The 19,901-nt window shown below is 70.8% G+C and carries 20 protein-coding genes; 16 read left to right on the top strand and 4 right to left on the bottom strand.

Annotation, left to right across the window (positions count from 1 at the left end; translation table 11 throughout):
• The first annotated feature begins 51 nt into the window (after positions 1–51).
• The 5 genes from FF100_RS14030 to FF100_RS14010 all read left to right on the top strand — a co-directional run bounded on the left by FF100_RS14030 (position 52) and on the right by FF100_RS14010 (position 3,101).
• A complete protein-coding gene (locus tag FF100_RS14030; protein ID WP_246102078.1) occupies positions 52–435 on the top strand; it encodes a hypothetical protein in 384 nt (127 codons plus the stop codon).
• A 100-nt stretch (positions 436–535) separates the two neighbouring features.
• On the top strand, positions 536–1,756 hold the full coding sequence (locus FF100_RS14025) for an LL-diaminopimelate aminotransferase (RefSeq protein ID WP_139036316.1): 1,221 nt from the start codon (positions 536–538) through the stop codon (positions 1,754–1,756).
• 138 nt (positions 1,757–1,894) lie between these two features.
• Positions 1,895–2,110: a hypothetical protein gene (locus tag FF100_RS14020; RefSeq protein WP_139036315.1), complete on the top strand. Its 216-nt coding sequence runs from the start codon at positions 1,895–1,897 to the stop codon at positions 2,108–2,110.
• Positions 2,111–2,265: 155 nt separating this feature from the next.
• Positions 2,266–2,625 (top strand): hypothetical protein, encoded by a 360-nt coding sequence (locus FF100_RS14015; protein WP_139036314.1) that lies wholly within the window; start codon positions 2,266–2,268, stop codon positions 2,623–2,625.
• 26 nt (positions 2,626–2,651) lie between these two features.
• Positions 2,652–3,101, top strand: a complete 450-nt coding sequence (locus tag FF100_RS14010; protein ID WP_139036313.1) for a hypothetical protein — start codon at positions 2,652–2,654, stop codon at positions 3,099–3,101.
• A gap of 243 nt (positions 3,102–3,344) precedes the next feature.
• On the opposite strand, the gene FF100_RS14005 is transcribed toward FF100_RS14010, so the two are convergent.
• Positions 3,345–4,361 carry a zinc-binding alcohol dehydrogenase family protein gene (locus FF100_RS14005; RefSeq protein WP_139036312.1) on the bottom strand — a complete coding sequence of 339 codons (1,017 nt, stop codon included), beginning with the start codon at positions 4,359–4,361 and terminating at the stop codon, positions 3,345–3,347.
• A 190-nt stretch (positions 4,362–4,551) separates the two neighbouring features.
• Here FF100_RS14005 and FF100_RS14000 point away from each other — a divergent pair, with 190 nt between their 5' ends.
• Positions 4,552–4,926 carry a winged helix-turn-helix transcriptional regulator gene (locus FF100_RS14000; RefSeq protein WP_139036311.1) on the top strand — a complete coding sequence of 125 codons (375 nt, stop codon included), beginning with the start codon at positions 4,552–4,554 and terminating at the stop codon, positions 4,924–4,926.
• Positions 4,927–4,930: 4 nt separating this feature from the next.
• Here the strand turns inward: FF100_RS14000 and FF100_RS13995 are convergent, their stop codons facing one another.
• Positions 4,931–5,140 carry a hypothetical protein gene (locus tag FF100_RS13995; protein WP_246102077.1) on the bottom strand — a complete coding sequence of 70 codons (210 nt, stop codon included), beginning with the start codon at positions 5,138–5,140 and terminating at the stop codon, positions 4,931–4,933.
• Positions 5,141–5,403: 263 nt separating this feature from the next.
• Between FF100_RS13995 and FF100_RS13990 the strand changes: the two genes are divergently transcribed.
• The 8 genes from FF100_RS13990 (at position 5,404) to FF100_RS13955 (ending at position 14,620) form a co-directional block, all read left to right on the top strand.
• Positions 5,404–6,552, top strand: coding sequence for a sensor histidine kinase (locus tag FF100_RS13990; protein ID WP_139036309.1), 1,149 nt, complete (start codon positions 5,404–5,406; stop codon positions 6,550–6,552).
• Positions 6,553–6,744: 192 nt separating this feature from the next.
• Positions 6,745–8,082: an ABC transporter substrate-binding protein gene (locus FF100_RS13985; RefSeq protein ID WP_139036308.1), complete on the top strand. Its 1,338-nt coding sequence runs from the start codon at positions 6,745–6,747 to the stop codon at positions 8,080–8,082.
• Positions 8,082–9,026 carry a carbohydrate ABC transporter permease gene (locus FF100_RS13980; protein ID WP_139036307.1) on the top strand — a complete coding sequence of 315 codons (945 nt, stop codon included), beginning with the start codon at positions 8,082–8,084 and terminating at the stop codon, positions 9,024–9,026. The genes FF100_RS13985 and FF100_RS13980 overlap by 1 nt, the downstream gene beginning before the upstream one ends.
• The gene (locus tag FF100_RS13975; protein WP_139036306.1) at positions 9,023–9,847 is read left to right on the top strand and encodes a carbohydrate ABC transporter permease; all 825 of its coding nucleotides are present in this window, start codon (positions 9,023–9,025) and stop codon (positions 9,845–9,847) included. Before FF100_RS13980 ends, FF100_RS13975 begins: the two co-directional genes overlap by 4 nt.
• 121 nt (positions 9,848–9,968) lie before the next feature.
• On the top strand, positions 9,969–11,621 hold the full coding sequence (locus FF100_RS13970; protein WP_139036305.1) for an acyl-CoA synthetase: 1,653 nt from the start codon (positions 9,969–9,971) through the stop codon (positions 11,619–11,621).
• Entirely contained in the window at positions 11,618–12,283 is a 666-nt protein-coding gene (locus FF100_RS13965) for a glutathione S-transferase family protein (protein ID WP_139036304.1), read from the top strand. Before FF100_RS13970 ends, FF100_RS13965 begins: the two co-directional genes overlap by 4 nt.
• A 117-nt stretch (positions 12,284–12,400) precedes the next feature.
• Positions 12,401–13,747, top strand: a complete 1,347-nt coding sequence (locus FF100_RS13960; protein WP_171070166.1) for a DUF2254 family protein — start codon at positions 12,401–12,403, stop codon at positions 13,745–13,747.
• A 270-nt stretch (positions 13,748–14,017) separates the two neighbouring features.
• A complete protein-coding gene (locus FF100_RS13955) occupies positions 14,018–14,620 on the top strand; it encodes a PAS domain-containing protein (RefSeq protein WP_171070165.1) in 603 nt (200 codons plus the stop codon).
• Positions 14,621–14,959: 339 nt separating this feature from the next.
• Here the strand turns inward: FF100_RS13955 and FF100_RS13950 are convergent, their stop codons facing one another.
• Positions 14,960–15,616, bottom strand: a complete 657-nt coding sequence (locus FF100_RS13950) for a PAS domain-containing protein (protein ID WP_139036301.1) — start codon at positions 15,614–15,616, stop codon at positions 14,960–14,962.
• 694 nt (positions 15,617–16,310) lie between these two features.
• Positions 16,311–17,720, bottom strand: a complete 1,410-nt coding sequence (locus FF100_RS13945; protein ID WP_171070164.1) for a Hint domain-containing protein — start codon at positions 17,718–17,720, stop codon at positions 16,311–16,313.
• 333 nt (positions 17,721–18,053) lie between these two features.
• Here FF100_RS13945 and FF100_RS13940 point away from each other — a divergent pair, with 333 nt between their 5' ends.
• Positions 18,054–18,740, top strand: coding sequence for a hypothetical protein (locus FF100_RS13940; protein ID WP_139036299.1), 687 nt, complete (start codon positions 18,054–18,056; stop codon positions 18,738–18,740).
• Between the two features lie 55 nt (positions 18,741–18,795).
• Positions 18,796–19,824 (top strand): glycosyltransferase family protein, encoded by a 1,029-nt coding sequence (locus FF100_RS13935; protein WP_139036298.1) that lies wholly within the window; start codon positions 18,796–18,798, stop codon positions 19,822–19,824.
• Positions 19,825–19,901: the final 77 nt, after the last annotated feature.

Here is a 19,901-nt window from a genome sequence, read left to right as displayed (position 1 = left end):
ACCGGGTTTCCTCGCCGCCACGGTGCCCTCGCGCAAGGTTTTCTCAGCGTCATGCCCGTCTTCCCCGTCCCGCCGCGTCCTTCCGCACCGCCGCTCGCCCGCCTCGCCATCCTGCTCGCCTGCCTTCTCGCCGGCGGCTGCGTCCTCGACGGCGCGTCCGTGCGCGACGCCGCGAAGTCGGCCGGGTTCGGCCCGAAGGAGGTCGCGGCGCCCGACTTCGTGACCCAGTCCCGCCGCGGCGGCGGCGACTTCCTGCCGGTCGGCGAGTCGGCCCCGCCCCGCGAGACTCGTGCCAAGTCGGCCGCCGGCGTGAAGGCGCTGGAGGCCGACCTCGACGCCAGCCGCCAGCGCAACGAGGCCCGGGGCCGCGTCGCCGCCAAGGTCGGCGGCGCGGTCAAGCCGCCGGCCCCGCCAAAAGTCCCGCCGGCCGAGTGACCCAATACCGGCCCCGCGAACTTCCTCTTCCCCCAAAACCCCTCTAGACAGCGTGTGTGACACGCGCGTCGCAGCGGCGGCGCCGATCCAGGACCCGGCCATGACCGATTTTCACCGCATCAAGCGACTGCCCCCCTACGTCTTCGAGCAGGTCAACCGGATCAAGGCCGCCGCCCGCGCCAACGGCGCCGACATCATCGACCTCGGTATGGGCAACCCGGACCTCGACGCGCCGCGCCACGTGATCGAGAAGCTGGTCGAGACCGCCGGCAAGCCGCGCACCGATCGCTACTCGGCCTCGAAGGGCATCGCCGGCCTGCGCCGCGCCCAGGCGAACTACTACCAGCGCCGGTTCGGCGTCTCGCTCAACCCCGACACCCAGGTGGTGGCGACGCTCGGCTCCAAGGAGGGCTTCGCCAACATGGCGCAGGCCATCACGGCGCCGGGCGACGTGGTGCTGGTGCCCAATCCCAGCTACCCGATCCACGCCTTCGGCTTCCTGATGGCGGGCGGCGTGGTCCGCTCGGTCCCGGCCGAGCCGACCCCGGCCTTCTTCCCGGCGGCCGAGCGGGCGATGCAGCACTCGATCCCCAAGCCCGTGGCGATGGTGGTGTGCTATCCCTCGAACCCGACGGCCTACGTCGCCTCGCTCGACTTCTACCGCGACCTCGTTGCCTTCGCGAAGAAGCACGAGCTGATCCTGCTCTCCGACCTCGCCTATGCCGAGGTCTATTTCGACGACGCCAACCCGCCGCCCTCCGTGCTGCAGGTGCCGGGCGCGATCGACGTGGCGGTGGAGTTCACCTCCCTGTCGAAGACCTTCTCGATGGCCGGCTGGCGGATGGGCTTCGCGGTCGGCAACGAGCGGTTGCTCGCGGCCCTCACCCGGGTCAAGTCCTACCTCGATTACGGCGCCTTCACGCCAATCCAGGTCGCCGCCACCGCGGCGCTGAACGGCCCGGAGGAATGCATCCACGAGATGCGCGCCACCTATCGCCGCCGCCGCGACGCGATGGTCGACGCGTTCCAGAAGACCGGCTGGGACATCCCGGTGCCGTCGGCCTCGATGTTCGCCTGGGTGCCGATCCCGGAGCGCTTCCGCGGTCTCGGCAGCCTCGAATTCTCGAAGCTGCTCGTCGAGAAGGCGGACGTGGCGGTGGCTCCCGGCATCGGATTCGGCGAGCACGGCGACGATTACGTGCGCATCGCGCTGGTCGAGAACGAGCAGCGCATCCGTCAGGCGGCCCGCAACATCCGGCGCTTCTTCGACAACGCCGACCGCACGCTGCACAACATCGTGCCGATGCAGAAGGCCGGCTGACCTCGCACTTGTGGCAGGGGGGCGACAGGGGAGGCGCAATCGCACCTCCCGGTCGCTGCCCCGGTGCAGGCGCGGGTTGATCCGGGCGGTACGGGGCGTCAGGGTGCGGCCAAGGTTCCGCTCCACCCTGGGTATCCGATGCGTCGCACGCTGAAGCTCGTCGTTCTCGCCGCCGCGGCCGCCCTGCCGGCCGCCTGCGCGCCGAACCCGATCATCGCCCGCGACCCGGTTCCGGCCCCAGGCCCCGACGTCGCCTATCGCTGCTCCTCGACCCCGGTGCTCCTCAACGGCTACTGGGCCGATTGCGAGCGGGTGCGGCGCGAGCGCGAGGTCGTGGTCCGCACCAAGGGCTGACGCTCGGGGCTGACCCTCGGGGCCGACACCCGGGCCCCTGCAGGCGATCTCATGTCCGGGGCAGTCAGCCCCGGCCGGGACACCACGCCGCGCCCTGGAACCGGGCGCCGCTCACCATGCGTTAACCCGGCATCCGTCACCGGAGGATGCCCCGCGTGGTCCGTCGTCTCATCCTGCCGCTCGCTGCGCTGACCTGCCTCTCCGGCCCGGTCCTCGCGCAGTCGCCTCTCCCCGTGCGCGTGCGCCCGCCCGTCGCCGTCGAGCCGGATATCTACGACCGCGCCGCCGCGCCCGGCCCCGTCGTGTTGCAGGTCTCCCCCGACCTCACCGTCGGGCCGATGCCGCTCGGCCCGACCGGTCTCGTAGCGATCCGCGCGGTGCCGGTCGCGGCGGTCACCAATGGCGGCGCCTTCGGGCCGACCGGCTTCGGCTATTACGGCGACAGCGTGAGCGAGGGCCCGCTCAACCGCCCGCGCCGCATGGCCGATTACGTCCTCGGCAACCGGGCCTACTGATTTCACATCCCAGGAAGGACTTGAGCATGCGCGCACGTCTCCTCGCGGCCGGTCTCCTCGGCCTCGCCACCCTCGGCACGGCCCTCCCGGCGGCGGCCCAGAGCGTCGGCTACGTCACCGGGTTCCCGGGCAAGGATCCGGCCGGCGACGACGAGATCGGCTGGGGCCCGGCCTACCGGCCCGAAACCAGCTTCTCGCAACCGGGTACGCCGCCGACCCCGGGCGACTTCGCCGGCGCGGCCTACCGGGCCCGGACCGGGCACGGCCCCTATGACGCGATCCAGGCCCCGATGCGGCCGGTCCGCGCCTACCAGTACCAGCAGCCGGGCTACGGCTACGGCTACGGACCGGCCGGCTATGATGGCGAGCCGGCCTACGCTCCGCGGCCGCGGAGCATGCGGGTCCGGCACGGCGTCACGCATCGGGATCACGCCAGGACGAAGATGCAACGCACGTCTCGGCAGGTGATGCGCTGAGGATCGGGCGTCGCGGATCCTCAGCGGCTCTGACAAGCTCCACGTCAAGTCCAAACCCTCGCAGCGGAGCCCGGAATCGAGAGCCGCAAGGAGGTTCGGAATGAGACGGGAGCGTTCTGCTCCATCCTGTATCGCCTGAGCGTCGGGATCCCGGGCTCTCGCCTGCGGCGAGCCCCGGGATGACCGTCCGAGGCGGATGCGGCGCGTCGGATCCGAGCCCTGGATGCCGACCGGACGCCTCGCTCAGGCGAACCCCTCCAGCACGATCTTCCCCTTGGCCCGCCCGCTCTCGAGCAGGGCATGGGCTCGACGCAGGTTCGCGGCGGTGATCGGGCCGAAATGGTCGGCGAGCGTCGTGCGCAGGCGACCGGCCTCGACGAGCCGCGCCACCTCGTCCAGCAGCTCACCCTGCGCCCCGATGTCGACGGTGCCGAACAGGGAGCGGGTGAACATCAATTCCCAGTGCAGCGACAGGCTCTTGCGCTTGAGGAGCGACACGTCGAGCGTCGCCGGGTCGTCGATCAGGGCCAGCCGGCCCTGCGGCGCGATCAGATCGACGATCGCCGCGAGGTGCTGGTCGGTGTGGGTGGTCGAGAAGACCACGCCCGGGGCGCCGAGACCGAGATCCGCAACCTCCCGCGCCAGCGACGCCCCGTGATCGACCACGTGGTGGGCGCCTAGCTCGCGGCTCCATGCCTGCGTCTCCGGCCGCGAGGCGGTGGTGATCACGGTGAGGTCGGTGAGCTGGCGCGCGAGCTGGGTCGCGATCGAGCCGACGCCGCCGGCCCCGCCGACGATCAGCACGGCGTTCGCCGCGCCCGGCACGGGCTTTCGCACGTCGAGCCGGTCGAACAGCGTCTCCCAGGCGGTGATCGCGGTCAGCGGCAGGGCCGCGGCCTCGGCGAAGGAGAGCGAGGCGGGCTTGCGGCCGACGATGCGCTCGTCGACGAGGTGGAACTCGGCGTTGGTGCCGGGGCGCTCCAGGGCGCCGGCGTAGTACACCGCGTCGCCGGGGCGGAACCGCGTCGCCTCGGGGCCGGCCGCCACCACGACGCCGGCAGCGTCCCAGCCCAGCACCTTCCAGCCGCCGGCCTCCGGCACGGCGCGGCGGCGCACCTTGGTGTCGACGGGGTTCACCGAGACCGCCCGGACCTCGACCAGCAGGTCGCGGCCCGTGGGCTCCGGGCGGGGCAGGGTGATGTCCTGGAGGGCGGCTTCGTCCTCGATCGGCAGGGAGGTCTGGTAACCGACGGCGCGCATGGGCGGGCTCCTTCTGCATCATGCGCCGCAATGGTCACCGGTTCGGCGAAGACGGCGATGCAAGAACAAGACATCGAGCAGGCCTGCGCGGGCAGGGCGGCTCAACGGTGACGGGAGCGGAGATGACCGCTACCCTCCCGATGCGCAAGAACGCACATGAAGCACCCCTAGTGTCGAAAAGGATACCGTGATGGCCCGCACCCGGCACCGCAGCCTGGATTGCAGCCCGGGCTGCGCCGTCGAGGCGACGCTGCAGCTGATCGACGGCAAGTGGAAAGGCGTGATCCTCTACCACCTGCTCGCCGAGGCGCCGGGGCCGGACGGCGCCCTCCGCTTCAACGCCTTCCGCCGCCGGATGCCGAACGTGACCCAGCGCATGCTGACCAACCAGCTGCGCGAGCTGGAAGCCGACGGCCTCGTCCACCGCACGGTCTACGCCGAGGTGCCGCCCCGGGTGGAATACCGCCTGACCGCGCGCGGCCGCAGCCTCGAGCCGGTGATCCGGGCGCTCAAGGCATGGGGCGACGCCCACGCGATGCCGGACGAGGCGACGCGGGCCGCCTGAGGGGTCAGCGCGACATGTTCCGGAACACGCAGGTCCGGCCGGTATCCTCGTAGCCGGCCGGGCATTGGGCGACGCAGGCGCCGGCCGCGAATTTCAGCGGTGGGCGGCAATCGCTCTCGACCGGCTGCGCCCGCGGGGCGGGAGGCCGGAGGAGCGAGACCGCGATCATCACGGCGGCCGTCGCGATGATGCCGAGAGCGAGAAGACGCAGCACCGATCCGCACTCCTGTCTGTACGGCACTGCACCATATGGGAGCCGGACGGCGCACCGACAGGATCACCGTTCGGGGGTCGCCGCATGGAGGGGGTTGCGACGGAGGATGACGCGGTGCGGCATCCTGGCGCCGCATTCCTGTGCGCTTGACCCGTCTTCGGAGACGTGGCCCCACTTCCTCCGGATGCCCCGGCCATGCTGCCGGAACCGCCCTCACGACCAGGCCCTGCCGCGTGCGCAGCGAAAGGACAGGAACTCAGACGATGGCGGAGCTCAGCCGTTCGGACCTCGCCTACCGCCTGACGCAGCAGAAGATCCTGTCGGAATTCGGCGTCGAGGCCCTGCGTGCCGACGATCTCGGCCGGCTGCTGCAACGGGCGACCGAGCTGTGCGCGGAAGGGATGGCGGCCCAGTTCTGCAAGGCGCTCGAGTACAAGCCGGGCCACGACACGCTGCTGGTCATCGCGGGCGTCGGCTGGGGCCCGAAGGTCGTCGGCCACGCGCTCGTCGGCGCCGACCTCGCCTCGCCGGCGGGCTACGCCCTCAAGACTGGGCATCCGGTGATCTCCAACCATCTCGAGAACGAGCATCGGTTCCGCACGCCGCAGCTGATGGCCGATCACGGCGTGCGCCGGGCGCTGAACGTGCTGATCCGCAACCGCGAGGGCGATTTCGGCGTGCTGGAGGTCGACGACAGCCGCGAGGGCCAGTTCGACGAGGCCGACATCGCCTTCATGCAGGGCTTCGCCAACCTGCTCGGCGGCGCCATCGAGCGCCAGCGCGCGGAGGCCCGCCTCCAGGCCGCCCTCGACCGCCAGGAGCTGCTGACCCGCGAGATGAGTCACCGGGTCAAGAACAGCCTCGCCACCGTGGCGGGCCTGCTCTCGCTCCAGGCCCGCACCACCGAGGACCAGCAGGCCCGCGACGCCCTCACCGATGCCCGCTCGCGGGTCGAGGCGGTGGCGCAGGTGCACGACCAGCTCTGGCGCCAGCCCGATCTCGGGGCGGTGGAGCTGTCGGGCTTCCTCGGCTCCTTGTGCGAGAAGCTGCGCGAGAGCGCGCCCGGCCACGCCATCACCTGCGCGGCCCCGGCGATGCCGATCCCGGCCGACCTGGCGATTCCGCTCGGGCTGTTCGTCAACGAGCTCGTCACCAATGCGGTCAAGTACGCCTATCCGGGCGGTCACGGGCCGGTCCGGGTCGAGGCGGTGCCGGAGAGTGACGGCACCGTGCGTCTCAGCGTCTCCGACGACGGCGTCGGCCTGCCCGAGGGGTTCGACACGGCCGCCGCCCGCCGCAGCCTCGGCATGCGGGTGATCCACGGCCTGGCGCGCCAGCTCGGCGGCGAGCTGGCGGTGGAGGGGACGAAGGGCGCGCGCTTTTCCCTGACGCTGGATCTCGGGGCGGCGTAACAAGCACCGTCGGATTTTTCGGGGTCCCCGCGGCGAGCCGCTTCCCACGACCGCGCCTCTTGCACTACGCTCGCGGCAGCGCTGCCGCTTCGCGACGCCACAAGGCGGAACGGCAACCCGGGGACCGGAGAACCGGCCCCGCCTCGACCAAGCCCGGGCGCCAGATCCGGGCCAGATTCAAGGGTGGAAACGATGGGCGAGTTCTCCCGCGGCGGTCCGAGCCGCCGCAGCATCCTGGCCTCAGGCGCCGCCGCGGCCGGCCTCGGGCTGATCGGCTCACGTCCCGCCTTCGCGGCCGTGGACTGGAAGCGGCACGCCGGCACCACCCTCGAGGTCAACCTGATCAAGGGGCCGCGCGGCGACCTGCTCCACCGCAGCGCCGCCGAGTTCACGGCGCTCACCGGGATCAAGGTCTCCTCCGAGGTGATCCCCGAGCAGCAGCAGCGCCAGAAGATCGTCATTGAGCTGACCTCCGGCCGGCCGAGCTTCGATGTCGTGCATCTGAGCTATCACGTGCAGAAGCGCCAGTTCGACAAGGCCGGCTGGCTCGCCGACCTGTCGGGCTTCATGAAGGACCCGAACCTGACCGAGCCCTCCCTGAAGGAGGCCGATTTCAGTTCCGCTGGGTTGCAATACGCCAAGACGCCGAACGGCGAGATGCGCTCGCTGCCGCTCTCGGTCGACTACTTCATCCTCTACTGGAACAAGGAACTGTTCCAGAAGAAGAACGTCGCCCTGCCAACGACCTTCGACGAGATGATGCGGGCGGCCGAGACCCTGACCGATGCGAAGGCCGGCACCTACGGCTTCGTCGGGCGGGGCCTGCGCAACGCCAACATGGCGCTCTGGGGCGCGTTCTTCCTCGCCTATGGCGGCCGCTTCCTCGACGACAAGGGCAACCTGCTGATCGACGGCCCGGAAGCCGTGGAGGCGACCAAGCTCTACCAGCGCCTCCTGACCAAGACCGCGCCCCCCGGCGTCGTCGGCTTCAACTGGATGGAGTCGATGGCGGCGTTCACGCAGGGGCGGGCCGCGATGTGGCTCGACGGGGTCGGCTGGGCGCCGCCGCTGGAGGACCCGAACGCCTCGCGCGTCGTCGGCAAGGTCGGCTACGCGGTGGTGCCGAAGGGCCCGAAGGACCATGCCGCGGCCACCTACGGCGACGGCATCGGCGTCGCGGCGGCCAGCACCAAGAAGGAGGCCGGCTACCTCTACTGCCAGTGGGCGGTCTCGAAGCTGATGGGCGCGCGGCTGCTCCAGGCCGGCGGCGGCGTGCCGTTCCGCGACTCGATCCTCAGTGATGCCGAGGTGCAGCAGGGCGTGAAGATGCCGCGCGAGTGGCTCGATTCGGCGATCGGCTCGGCGAAGATCAGCAAGCTCGGCCTGCCGGTCGTGGTGCCGGTGGCGGAGTTCCGCGACATCGTCGGCTCCGCCGTCACCGCCACCCTGTCGGGAGCGGATCCGGCGGCCGAGCTGAAGAAGGCGGCCGAGCAGTACCGGCCGATCCTCGAGCGCAGCGAGAAGGCGTGATGGCGCGGGCCGGCCTCGCGCCGACGGTGACGACGACCGACGATCTGTCCCCGGCCGACGAGGCCGCGCTCAGCCCCCGCTGGCGCCCGCCGGGCTACTGGCCCTTCGTGGTCCCGGCCCTGGTCGTCGTCGTCGGGGTGATCGTCTTTCCCTGGGCGTTCACCCTGTGGATGAGCCTGCACGAGTGGAAGGTCGGCGCCGCGCCGGCCTTCGTCGGCCTGTCGAATTATTCGAGGTTGCCGGTCGATCCGCGCTTCCTCGACGCGGTGTGGCAGACCCTGGTCTACACCGCGCTCTCGGTGGTGCTGCCGCTGATCCTCGGCACGCTGGCGGCTTGCGTGTTCCACGCCCGGTTCCCGCTGCGGGGCTTCCTGCGCGGGGTGTTCATCCTGCCGATGATGGCGACGCCAGTCGCCATCGCGCTGGTCTGGACCATGATGTTCCACCCCCAGCTCGGGGTGCTGAACTATCTTTTGTCCCTCGTCGGCATCCCGCCGCAGCTCTGGGTGTTCCATCCGGCGACCGTGATCCCGTCGCTGGTGCTGGTCGAGACCTGGCAATGGACGCCGCTCGTGATGCTGATCGTCCTCGGCGGCCTCGCGGCGCTTCCCACCGAGCCCTACGAGAGCGCGCAGATCGACGGCGCCTCGCTCTGGCAGGTGTTCCGCCACATCACCCTGCCGCTGGTGGCGCCGTTCCTGTTCGTCGCCGCGATGATCCGGATGATCGACGCGGTGAAGAGCTTCGACATCATCTTCGCGATCACGCAAGGCGGACCGGGCACCGCCTCGGAGACGATCAACATCTACCTCTACAGCGTCGCCTTCGCCTACTATGACGTCGGCTACGGCTCGGCGATCGCCGTGGTGTTCTTCCTGTTGATCATCGCGCTCGCCGCCGCCCTGCTGGCGGTCCGCAAGCGCACGCAAGGGGCGGCCGGATGACCTTCCGCTGGCTCCTCAAGCAGGCCGCCCTGCTCCTCGCCGTCCTGGTCATCGTCTCGCCGGTGATCCTGTTCTTCGTCTGGATGCTGTCGCTCTCGGTCAAGTACGAGATCGACAACGCCGCCTACCCGCCGGTGCTGATCCCCGAGCGGTTCGCCTGGAAGAACTACCTCGACGTCCTCGAATCGAACCGGTTCTCGACCTACTTCCTCAACAGCCTGCTGGTCACCGGCACCGCCACGGCTCTGGCGCTCCTCGTCGGGGTGCCGGCCGGCTACGGCATCGCCCGGATGAAGGCCGCCAAGGCCGCGGTGGTGATCCTCGTCGCCCGCATCACCCCGGGCCTGTCCTACCTGATCCCGCTCTTCCTGCTGTTCCAGTGGCTCGGGCTGCTCGGCACGCTGTGGCCGCAGATCATCATCCACCTCGTCGTGACGGTGCCGATCGTGATCTGGATCATGATCGGCTACTTCGAGACCACGCCGCTGGAGCTGGAAGAGGCGGCCTTCATCGACGGCGCCAGCCGCTGGCAGGTCTTCCGCTACGTGGCGCTGCCGATCGCCAAGCCGGGCATCGCCGTCGCGATGATCCTGGCGGTGATCTTCTCCTGGAACAATTTCGTCTTCGGCATCGTGCTCGCCGGGCGCGAGACCCGCACCCTGCCGGTGGCGGTCTACAACATGATCTCGTTCGACCAGCTGAGCTGGGGCCCGCTCGCGGCGGCCGCGCTCATCGTCACCCTGCCGGTGCTGGTGCTGACAGTGTTCGCGCAACGCCAGATCGTCGCCGGGCTGACGGCGGGGGCAGTGAAGGGGGGGTGAGCGCCTGGCGAGCCGGTGCGGCAGGCCCGCCACGCCGTTGACACACAAAAACGAATGAACGATCGTTTCTATCAAAGGACCGCCCGACGGTCCGCGTGACGAACGATGGGTGGGAATGCCGATGCTGCAGCGCGCGGACAGCTACGCCGACCTCGTCGCGACCTTCCGCTGGCACATCCCGGCCCGCTACAACATCGGCACCGACGTCTGCGACCGGCACGCCGCGGGCAACCCGCTCGCGCTGATCCATCTCGGCCCGGACGGCGCCGTGCAGCATTACGGCTTCGACGACCTGCGCCGGCTGTCGAACCGCTTCGCCAACGTACTGGCGGCACACGGGCTGAGGCGCGGCGACCGCCTCGGCGTGCTGCTGCCGCAATCGCCCGAGACCGCCATCGCCCACATCACCGGCTTCCGGGCCGGGCTCATCACCATCCCGCTCTTCGTGCTGTTCGGGCCCGACGCGCTCCGCTACCGGCTCGGCCATAGCGGCGCCAGGGCGGTGGTGACCGACCGGGCCGGCGCCGCGCTCCTGGCCGGGATCCGCGACGCGCTGCCCGAGCTGGAGCGGATCTACTGCATCGACGGCGAGGGGGAGGGCGCCGAGGACTTCCACGCCCTGTGCGCCCGCGCCTCCGACGAGTTCTGCCCGGTCGACACCGCCGCGGAGGATCCGGCGGTCATCATCTACACCTCGGGCACCACCGGCGACCCGAAAGGGGCGCTCCACGCCCACCGGGTCCTGCTCGGCCACCTGCCCGGGGTCGAGATGCCCCAGCGCTTCCTGCCTCAGGCCGGCGACCGGTTCTGGACCCCGGCGGACTGGGCCTGGATCGGCGGCCTTCTCGACGTGCTGCTGCCGGCCCTGCACCACGGCGTCCCGGTCGTGTCGCACCGTGCGAAGAAGTTCGATCCGGAAGGAGCGTTCCGGCTGATGGCCGAGCAGGGGGTGCGCAACGTCTTCCTGCCGCCCACCGCCATGAAGCTGATGCGCCAGACCCGGGCGACGCCCTATCCGGGCCTCTCGCTCCGCTCTGTCGGCAGCGGCGGCGAGAGCCTGGGGGCGGAGATGCTGGCCTGGGGCGAGGCGGTGCTCGGCGTGCCGGTCAACGAGTTCTACGGCCAGACCGAGTGCAACCTCGTCGTTTCCTCCTGCGCCGACCTGTTTCCGGCCCGGCCCGGCGCCATGGGCAAGCCGGTGCCCGGCCACGACGTGCGCATCGTCGACGGCGAGGGCCGGGAGGTGCCGGACGGCACGACCGGCCACATCGCGGTGCGCCGGCCCGATCCGGTGATGTTCCTCGGCTACTGGCGCAACCCGGAGGCGACGGAGCGCAAGTTGGTCGGCGAGTGGCTGATCACCGGCGATCTTGGCCGGCGCGACCCGGACGGCTTCCTGTGGTTCGTCGGCCGCGACGACGACGTGATCACCTCGGCCGGCTACCGGATCGGCCCGGGCGAGATCGAGGATTGCCTGCTGCGCCATCCGGCGGTCGCGCTCTGCGGCGTCGTCGGCGTGCCGGACCCGGTCCGGACCGAAGCGGTGAAGGCGTTCATCGTGCTGAAGGGTGGCACCGAGGGCACGCCGGAGCTCGCCCGCGAGATCCAGGATTTCGTGCGCACCCGGCTCGCCGCCCACGAATACCCGCGCCACATCGCCTTCGTGGAGGCGCTGCCGATGACCGCGACCGGCAAGATCATCCGGCGGGCCTTGCGCGAGCGGGGAGGGACGTCTCGCCCGCATGCCGCCGATCACCCGGTGAGAACCCCATGATGAAGCTGCATCACTGCGTCGGTGCCCGCTCGTTCCGCCCGCTTTGGGCCCTCGAGGCCCTGGGCCTGCCCTACGCGCTGGCGATGCTGCCGTTCCCGCCGCGGGTCCATGCCAAAGACTACGTCGCGCTCAATCCCCTCGGCACGATCCCGCTCTTCGAGGATGGCGAGACGCGGATGACGGAATCGGCGGCGATCTGCGAGTACCTGGCGGCGCGCCACGGCGCCGGGGGGCTCGGGGTGCGGCCCGACGAGCCGGAATACGGCCGCTACCTCAACGCGCTGCATTTCGGCGAGGCGACGCTCACCTTCCCGCAGACCCTGGTGCTGCGCTACGGCCGGTTCGAGCCGCCGGAGCGGCGCAACCCGGGCCTCGTCGAGGATTATGCGCGCTGGTTCCTGTCGCGGCTCAAGGGCTTCGGCGCGGTCCTGGGGGAGCGCCGCTTCGTCTGCGCCGGCCGCTTCACCGCGGCCGATATCAGCGTCGGCTACGCCCTGATGCTGGCGGAGTTCGCGGGCCTCGCCGGGCAGCTGCCGGATTTCGCCAGGAGGTACTGGGCCGGCCTGCAGGACGAGCCGTCCTACGGCCGGGCGCTCGCCGCCGAGCGGCGGGCGGCCGAGGCGCAGGGCGTGTCGCCGGTGCCGTCGCCGCTGGGCGGGTGACGCATCGCTCGCGTCGCGGCGGATTGATGCCGCGGGGGCATGCCCCAGATTGCCTCTTGGGCCGGGGTAGCGAGGGCGACGGGTCGTGAAGCAAGGCATGCGTGGGCGGATGCCCGCATGAACTTTCGCCTGGTCACGAGCCTGCGCCGCTCGTTCTCGGAATTCCTCGGCCTGCCGGTGCTGATCGTGACCGGCTTCGTGGTGCTGGCCGGGGCGATCGACCGGCTCGACAACGACGCCGGGCCGAAGGCCGAATGGGGGCCGCTGCGGCTGTTCCTCAGCCAGTATGTCGGCGACACCCAATCGGCGATCAGCATGCTGTCGACCATCGCCGGCAGCCTGATCAGCGTCACCTCGATCACCTTCTCGATCCTGCTCCTGGCGGTGCAGCAGGGTGCCGCCACCCTCAACTCGCAGATCGTCGACCATTACCTGCGCCGGCGCTCCAACAGCGCCTGGTTCGGGTTCTTCGTCGGGGTGTCGCTGTTCGTCCTCATCACCCTGGTCCAGACCACCCACACCACCGCGCCGGTGCTCGGCGTGATGAGCTCGACCCTGCTCGGCGCCGCCTCGCTCGTCGCCCTGGTGGTGCTGATCTACACCACGATCGACCAGACCCGGCCCGCCACTGCCATCGCGACGATCCGCGAGGCGGCGCTCGCGGCGCGGGCGCGCCAGCTCCCCCTGCTCGCGGCGAGCACCGAATGCGCCGGCGCGCATCCGGAGGGCGTGCCGGTCGTCGCGTCGTCCGGCGGCTACCTGGCGCGGATCGACGCCGCGGCGCTCGCCCGCGCCCTCGACGCCCATCCGCAGGCGCATCTCACCCTGCCGATCCCGGTCGGCGACTTCGTGCCGCCCGGCACAATCGTCGCGGTGATCGCCGGCACCGCCGCCGATCCGGCCCTGGTCGCGGCGGTCGGCGACGCGATCGCGGTCGAGGAGCAGCGCGACGTCGCGCACGACCCGGCCGTCGGTCTCGACCATATCGGCACCATCGGCTGGACCGCGATCTCGACCGCCCGTTCGGATCCGGCGGTCGGAGCGATCGCCGTGCATGCGCTGCAGCGCCTGCTGCACGCCTGGGCGGCGCCGCCGCCGCGGGCCGCCGACGCCCGCATCGCCTATCGCGACCGGCTGCCGGATCAGGTCCTCGACGCGATCGAGAGCCTGATCGTCGCGGCGGCGGAATCGCGCCAGCACCAGAGCTTGGCGCTGATCCTGCGCGCCCTGGCGCTCAGCCTGCCGACCCTGCCCGAGCGCCAGCAGCGCGGCATCGCCCGCCTCGTCGCCACGGTCGCGCCCTCGCTCGCCAGCCACCTGCCAACCCGGATGCTGCGCGAGGACACCGCTCGGCTGATCGCAGGCTTCCGGCGCATCGGCCGCCCCGAGGCCGCCGAGCGCCTGTCGGAGATCCTCGCCCACGTCGTGCGGGAAAACCGCGACGGCCTCGCCGACCGGCCGTGACGCGGGTCGCCGGGCCGCGCCGAGGGCCGGGCGATCTCTCCCAGGGCCGCGTCGGCGGGCGCGGCCCATCCGTCGAGCGCCGCCTGAACCCGGGCGCGGCAGGTCCGCAGCGGTTGTACCGCTCGTCTCGACGACACCTCCAATTTATGTCAATTATATTACACCCCATGAATTAACGCCCGGCTACCTTATCAATTGATATGACCGTAAGAACTTCCTATGCTGGCAAACGCAACCTCTGATTGGCCATCCATGCCGGGGCTGGTAGGCATGCACGTCATCGATACCCTTTTGCCCGACGAGCTGCCGCTCCTCGACACGACCAAGCTTCCCGGGCATGTCGGGAGCTGGGACTGGGACATCGCGGGCAACCGCCTCTACGCCGACGACGTGGTGGCGGGCCTGTTCGGGCTCGATCTCCACGCGGCGGGGGCGGGTGTCCCGATCGAGCATTACGAGGCCGGCATCCATCCCGAGGATCGGGCGTGGGTCTCGGAGCGCCTGCGCCATGCGGCCGAGGCCTCGGGCGTCGTCGAAGCCGAGTACCGCACCCGTCCGCGCGGGGGACCCGTACGCCGGGTGCTGGCGCGGGGCCGCTTCTACCACGATGCCGAGGGACGGCCGCTGCGCGGCCACGGCATCATCCTCGACATCACCGATCGCCGCGACGAGCGGCCGGTCCTCGTCCCGGAGCCGGCGAACCGGGATGACCACGTGCTGGAACGGGCAGCCGACCAGGGCCTGGCCCTGCGGGAGCTGCTGGCGACGGCGCGGCGGCCGTTCCTGCTGAAGCTCGCCGACATGCTGCTGATGGAGCTCGGCCACGAGCTGGCAAAGCTGGTGAAGGACGCCGGCGGGAAACGCCGGCGCTGACCGGCGCGGCGGCGCGCCGGGACGACCTGGACCGGAGCCGGGTCGTCGGACCCACGGTTCGTCGTCAGCCGCTCCTCCCTTGCCCACGACCGAGGAAGGAGGTCCGGGAACGGATAGTGGCGGGAGACGCAGCAGCGGCCTGCCGGCATCGCAGCCGCCAAGTCTCATGTCCAAGTCTCGTGACCAATGCTTGCGGCCAAGTCTCGCGGCCAAGTCTCGCGGCCCGCGCCGCTGCAGCCGGGCGCTGCTCGACATCTTTCGTCTGGCCGTGTCGTCTGCGACGGACCGGGATCCGCTCCGTCGACAATGCGCGCGTGTCGCGGGCTGGACGACCGGGCGTCAGCCGATCCGCCGGGCGAGGGCCCGCCCGAGACTCAGGAGCAGCAAGTCGACGAGCCCGCGCAGCTCGCCCTTGTCCCGCTCGTCCAGGCCGTCGATCGCCTCGCGGGTCGCGATGGCGTGGGCGGCGGCCCGGTCGAGCCGGGCCAGGCCGGCCGCATCATCGCCGGGCGAACCCTCTCGGGCCGCCTGGTCTACGACCGGAATCTCCTCGACCGGACCCTGTTCGGCCAGGAAGAAGGCGCGGTCCTCGACATGGCCGTCGAGCTTGCTCTCGGTGATGTCGATGACGATCCCGCGCCCCACCATGCTGCCGGTGAAGCGGTCGTGCTCGTAGCGGCCCCGCGCCAGGACCCAGCGGATCATCCCCGGTGCCGGACAGGTCCGGTACTCGACCACGAACAGCCCGCCCTGCTCGCTGATCACGGCGATCCGCCGGCGCACCATCTCGCGGTCGTCCGGATGGATGGCGTCGAGGAAATGCGCCAGCGGCAATCCCTGCTCCGCCTCCGACGGATCCAGGCCGAACAGGGCTGCCGTCGCGGCGTCCGTCATCGTCCGCTCGAGCGCCACGTCGGTCTCCCACGTGCTCACTTGAGAGGCGGCGAGCGCCCCGAGGACGAAGCCGGGCGCGGCTCGCGGCACAGTCGATCGCATCGGCTCCCCCCGGAAACGCCTTCGGTCGTACTGGTATAGTTTATCTATGCGTCCCGGTTTCTAGTCCTGCGCCCATCACCGAGTGGATGCAACCCCTGCGAGATTGCGCCGCAGGTCCGGCACCGGCGCGCGCGCGCGGTCGAGGAGAGCGATCACGGGGACGGCTCGACTACGATCTTCGGCCAGAGGAGCGATCGGACCCGCACCGGTCGCCGCGATGTCATCCGGCATTGCCGGACGTCTCGCGCCTCGTCACCGCAGATCTTGCACGTTGTCCGGGCCTCCCCCCGCACCGGGAGGAGCCTGGCTCGCGGAGGTCGCCTGGATCGAAGCGGGCGACGAGGCTTGCAGACGACGTCAGCGAGTGGCTTCGGCGCCAGATGTCGGCAAGAGATGTGGCGTTTCCCGGTGCCCGGTTCGACGGGGGCGCGCCGACTCATACCGCCGCGCCGTCGAACGGCCCCGTTCGACGGCGCAAGGCAAGCCCGAACGGGCGCCGGCGCCGATGCGCCGGACGCCTTGGCATCGACGTGCCGATGCCAAGGCGCAAGGGTATGAGGCATCCGCCCGACGACGACACGAGACCGGAGGCGGGCCAGCGAGCCGTGCGCCGGCCCGGTCCGCCCGGACGCGTGCGGCAGGACGCGCGGGGCGTCCTGCCGTCTCGCTTTTGCGGAGCGCCCGGAGGCGGGCCCTACGCCGCCTGGGCCTGCCGCGCGACCGCCGGCGCGGCGAAGGCGTAGACGCCGTCTCCGGCCCAGTGGCTCGCCGGGACCAGCGCGACCGCGAGGGAGACTTCGCCCTGCGCCCCGGCCCACAGCGCCGCCGGGAGCACGGCGTCGCCGTCCGTCCAGCGCCAGCGATCCTCCGCCTGACCCTGCACGAAGCTGAAGCCGGTCGCGAGCGCCGCATCCTCCACCGCGACAGTCCGGGCGAAGCCGGCCGCATCGCGCAGGGAGAGGCCGCGCACCGGCACGCCGAGACGGCGGCGGTCGCCGGTCGCCGGGTCGCGCAGGTACGGGCTGAAGCTGCGCGACACCAGACGCAGCTCGCGGGTCTCCGCCGGGATGCGGAACTCGGCCCCGTCCCCGGTCGATACCGGCCGGATCACCGCACCGTCGGCGACGAGATGCAGGTCGGGATCCCGGGTGACGGTCCAGCCGAGCACGGCCGCCCGCGCGGCCAGCCGGGCGCGGATCTCCGCCACGAACGCCCCGCCCTGGACCAGCGGCCGGCAGAAATCGGCGTGGGTCCGCGGCGCGAAGTCGGGGTGGAGCGCGATCACCGCACCGCCATTCTCGAAGCCGGCGCGGATGCCGGTATCGAGGAAGCTCTCGGCCGGCAGGCCCTCGGCGAGCAGGATGTCGTGGCTGGCGAGCTCGACATGCCAGTAGGTGACGGCATTCTGCGGCACCTGGGCGACGGTGGCGCCGTTGACGAGGTGCTTGACCGGGATCAGCGCCGCGTCGTCGAGGCAGACCGCGTGGTCCGGCGAGAGCCAGAGATCCCGCAGCGGCAGGCCATCGCCGAAGGCGCCGGCCAGGATCCGCACCGGCCAGACGGCATGAGGATCGCGGTGGCGGTCGCAGGCGACCCGGCGGTGGCCGATCCAGCGGATCGGAACCTGCGCGCCCGACGCCGTCACCACGAGGTCGCCGACCGAAAGCTGCTCGACCGGGACCTCGCCGCCGGCGGTGCGGATCAACGTGCCGGTCACGAAGCAAGGCGTGTTGGGCCCGACCGGGGCGGTGACGTTGGAGGAGTCGACGGCGGCGCCGACCGTCAGGCCGGGGAGGGCGCCCCCGGTCACGCCGATCGTGACCGGAAGCGCCAGGCCGCCGCCATTCACGTTGAAGTAGTAGAGATAGTCGGTGCTGTTGGGAATCTGGCTGAATCCGGCATAGGTGCCGGTCGCGCCGGTCGCCGTCAGGCCCGCCGCATCGAGGTTGACGGTGACCTGCGAGTTCGGCTGATCGATCGTGCCGTTGATGGTCACGGGAGCCACACCCGAGAGCAGGCTGAGCCCCGTGAAGCTCCCAGCAAGAATAGTTCCTGTCTCCGCCTGATTGGCGCCGAAGATCGTGTTGTCGAATGTTACAGCCACAGCTTTCCCCCGTCTCTTTGACAAGCACAGGCTGCACAACCTGGGATTGAGCTGTCAAGCGAGCATGGCGCATCTTTCGATTGCATCGTCGCGATAAAATCGACTGTTGCTTGCACGCCACATCGCGACGGGCGACCGGGTCGCGGCGGGCCCCGGGGCGGCCCGCCAAGGGTTCATCAATCATATCTGGGGTTGCAAAAATTTTTTGGCGCAACCAGAGTGGGGGTACGCCAACGATTCGGACCGCACAGTGCTGGCCGCCCGAGCCACCCGTGACGCGCCGAACATCCCAGAATAACGACGGTCCCGTCGAGAGTTCACGAAGGAACTCGTATGTCTGCATTCGGTCAACGGACGGCTATCATCAGCCTCGGCGTCTCGTGCCAGACCGCCTGGCAAATCGACCGTCACGTCGATCTGCTGTCGAGCTTGACCGGCGAGCCGCTGACGCGGGCGACCGGACCGTTCGACTGGCTGATCATGCCACCCCGCAGCTTCGCCAGCTGGATGCGCGCGGGGGGCCGCTTCCCGGATCACCCGCGGGAGATCGTGTGTCATCCGAACTTCTACTGGCCGGCGCACAACCTGCATTTCTGGCATGAATTCACGCGGGACGACGTCATCGCGCTCGACGAGACCTTCGAGGCGACGCGGGCGAAATTCGCCTACCTGCTCGACCGGTTCGCGGAGCTGAAGCGGTTCCGGCGCTGCCTGTTCTTCGTCTCCAACACGCAGGCGAATCTCGACGTGGTGACCCGGGTGTCGCCGTCGATGGATTTCCATTTCAGCGCGGAGGCGATGGCCGCCCTGACGCAGGCGGTGACCGACACGCTCGGCCTGGCCGGCGAGATTCATTTCGTCACCGACCGGGACGGCGCCGGGGCCGATCCGGACCCGGCCGTCCGCCTCCACCGGCTCGACCACCCCAATCCGCACGTGCTCGGCGACGACGAGGCGTGGGCCGAGGTGTTCCGTACCGCTCTGCTTCCTCGGACGGTCTTGAGCCGAGCGGCCGCCTAGTTTTCGTCTATCGCGAGACGCTGCGATCAAACCCGTCATCTGGGACGCTGCCGCCATGATCGAGAGACCGCTCACCGTCGTCGTCACCGGAACCGTCGAAGACCGCATCAATACGAATGCGGCGATCCGGCGTTACGTCGTGCAAGGCTTTCGCGATCTCGGCGCCCACCGGGTGATCGTGCGCGAGATGGGGTGCGAAGCGCTCGCCCATCCGGCGGCGATGCGCGATGCCGACCTCGTCCTGGCGGTGGGCGGCGTCGCGGTCGATGCGAGCAACCTGCGGGCCCTGCGCCGCTTCGCCGACCGGGCCGGGGCGATACTCGCCTTCTGGTTGCATGATGACCCCTACGAGTTCGACTACGCGTTCCGTCTGCGCGGCATCGCCGACATCGTGTTCAACACCGATCGCTGGGCGGCGATGCATTACGGCGACGTGCCGGCGGCGCACCTGCCCCTCGCGGGCTGCCCGCACACCCATCTGCGTCCGGTCGACGAGGCGGCCCGGCGCGACCTGGCGCTGTTCTTCTGCGGCTACGCGTATCGGAACCGGATCGACTTCCTGCGCGAGGGGGCGGGCCTGCTCCGCCGCTATCGGACCTACATCGCCGGGGACCAGTGGCCGCGGGACCTGTCCTTCGCCCATAACGAGCGCCTGTCGCCGGCCGCCTTCGCCGACGCGGCGGCGCGGTCCTGCCTGACGCTCAATATCGGCCGCGACCTCAGCATCGCGAATGCCCGCTTCAACCTGGCACCCTCGACCCCGGGCCCGCGGACCTTCGAGGTCGCGCTGATGGGCTCGGCGCAGGCCTACGTCGCCGAGAGCCTCGAGGTGCTCGACTACTTCGAGCGCGACCGCGAGATCATCCTGATCGACGGGGTCCGCGACCTCGCGCGCTGGCTGGAGCGCGCACTCGACGACCCCGCCTCGCTCCTGGCCGTGGCCGCCCGGGCGCAAGCGCGCGCCCTCGCCGAGCACACCTACGCGCACCGGGCCGAGACCGCCCTGTCGGAACTGCGCTTCCTCGGCCTGCTGCCGCGCCGGGTCGCGGCCGAGGGGCCGGTCCTCGCGATGGCGGCGGAGTAGGGGCGCCGGTCCGCCCGGCATCCCCGCGCCCGCGCCCCTCCGGATCACGACCGACACTTGCCCGGGCACACCCAGAG

Origin of the sequence: Methylobacterium terricola (assembly GCF_006151805.1) — a bacterium.
GTDB lineage: Bacteria > Pseudomonadota > Alphaproteobacteria > Rhizobiales > Beijerinckiaceae > Methylobacterium > Methylobacterium terricola.
Note: the sequence above shows the minus strand (reverse complement) of the source record. Positions and strands in the feature narration are given on the sequence as shown.

Coding starts and splice junctions, on each gene's coding strand:
- FF100_RS14000 (WP_139036311.1), top strand. CDS start 4,552: ATGGCCCGCACCCGGCACCGCAGCCTGGATTGCAGCCCGGGCTGCGCC.
- FF100_RS13980 (WP_139036307.1), top strand. CDS start 8,082: ATGGCGCGGGCCGGCCTCGCGCCGACGGTGACGACGACCGACGATCTG.
- FF100_RS13965 (WP_139036304.1), top strand. CDS start 11,618: ATGATGAAGCTGCATCACTGCGTCGGTGCCCGCTCGTTCCGCCCGCTT.
- FF100_RS13975 (WP_139036306.1), top strand. CDS start 9,023: ATGACCTTCCGCTGGCTCCTCAAGCAGGCCGCCCTGCTCCTCGCCGTC.
- FF100_RS13960 (WP_171070166.1), top strand. CDS start 12,401: ATGAACTTTCGCCTGGTCACGAGCCTGCGCCGCTCGTTCTCGGAATTC.
- FF100_RS13985 (WP_139036308.1), top strand. CDS start 6,745: ATGGGCGAGTTCTCCCGCGGCGGTCCGAGCCGCCGCAGCATCCTGGCC.
- FF100_RS14030 (WP_246102078.1), top strand. CDS start 52: ATGCCCGTCTTCCCCGTCCCGCCGCGTCCTTCCGCACCGCCGCTCGCC.
- FF100_RS13950 (WP_139036301.1), bottom strand. CDS start 15,616: ATGCGATCGACTGTGCCGCGAGCCGCGCCCGGCTTCGTCCTCGGGGCG.
- FF100_RS13935 (WP_139036298.1), top strand. CDS start 18,796: ATGATCGAGAGACCGCTCACCGTCGTCGTCACCGGAACCGTCGAAGAC.
- FF100_RS13955 (WP_171070165.1), top strand. CDS start 14,018: ATGCACGTCATCGATACCCTTTTGCCCGACGAGCTGCCGCTCCTCGAC.
- FF100_RS13970 (WP_139036305.1), top strand. CDS start 9,969: ATGCTGCAGCGCGCGGACAGCTACGCCGACCTCGTCGCGACCTTCCGC.
- FF100_RS14010 (WP_139036313.1), top strand. CDS start 2,652: ATGCGCGCACGTCTCCTCGCGGCCGGTCTCCTCGGCCTCGCCACCCTC.
- FF100_RS13940 (WP_139036299.1), top strand. CDS start 18,054: ATGTCTGCATTCGGTCAACGGACGGCTATCATCAGCCTCGGCGTCTCG.
- FF100_RS14020 (WP_139036315.1), top strand. CDS start 1,895: ATGCGTCGCACGCTGAAGCTCGTCGTTCTCGCCGCCGCGGCCGCCCTG.
- FF100_RS14005 (WP_139036312.1), bottom strand. CDS start 4,361: ATGCGCGCCGTCGGTTACCAGACCTCCCTGCCGATCGAGGACGAAGCC.
- FF100_RS14025 (WP_139036316.1), top strand. CDS start 536: ATGACCGATTTTCACCGCATCAAGCGACTGCCCCCCTACGTCTTCGAG.
- FF100_RS13990 (WP_139036309.1), top strand. CDS start 5,404: ATGGCGGAGCTCAGCCGTTCGGACCTCGCCTACCGCCTGACGCAGCAG.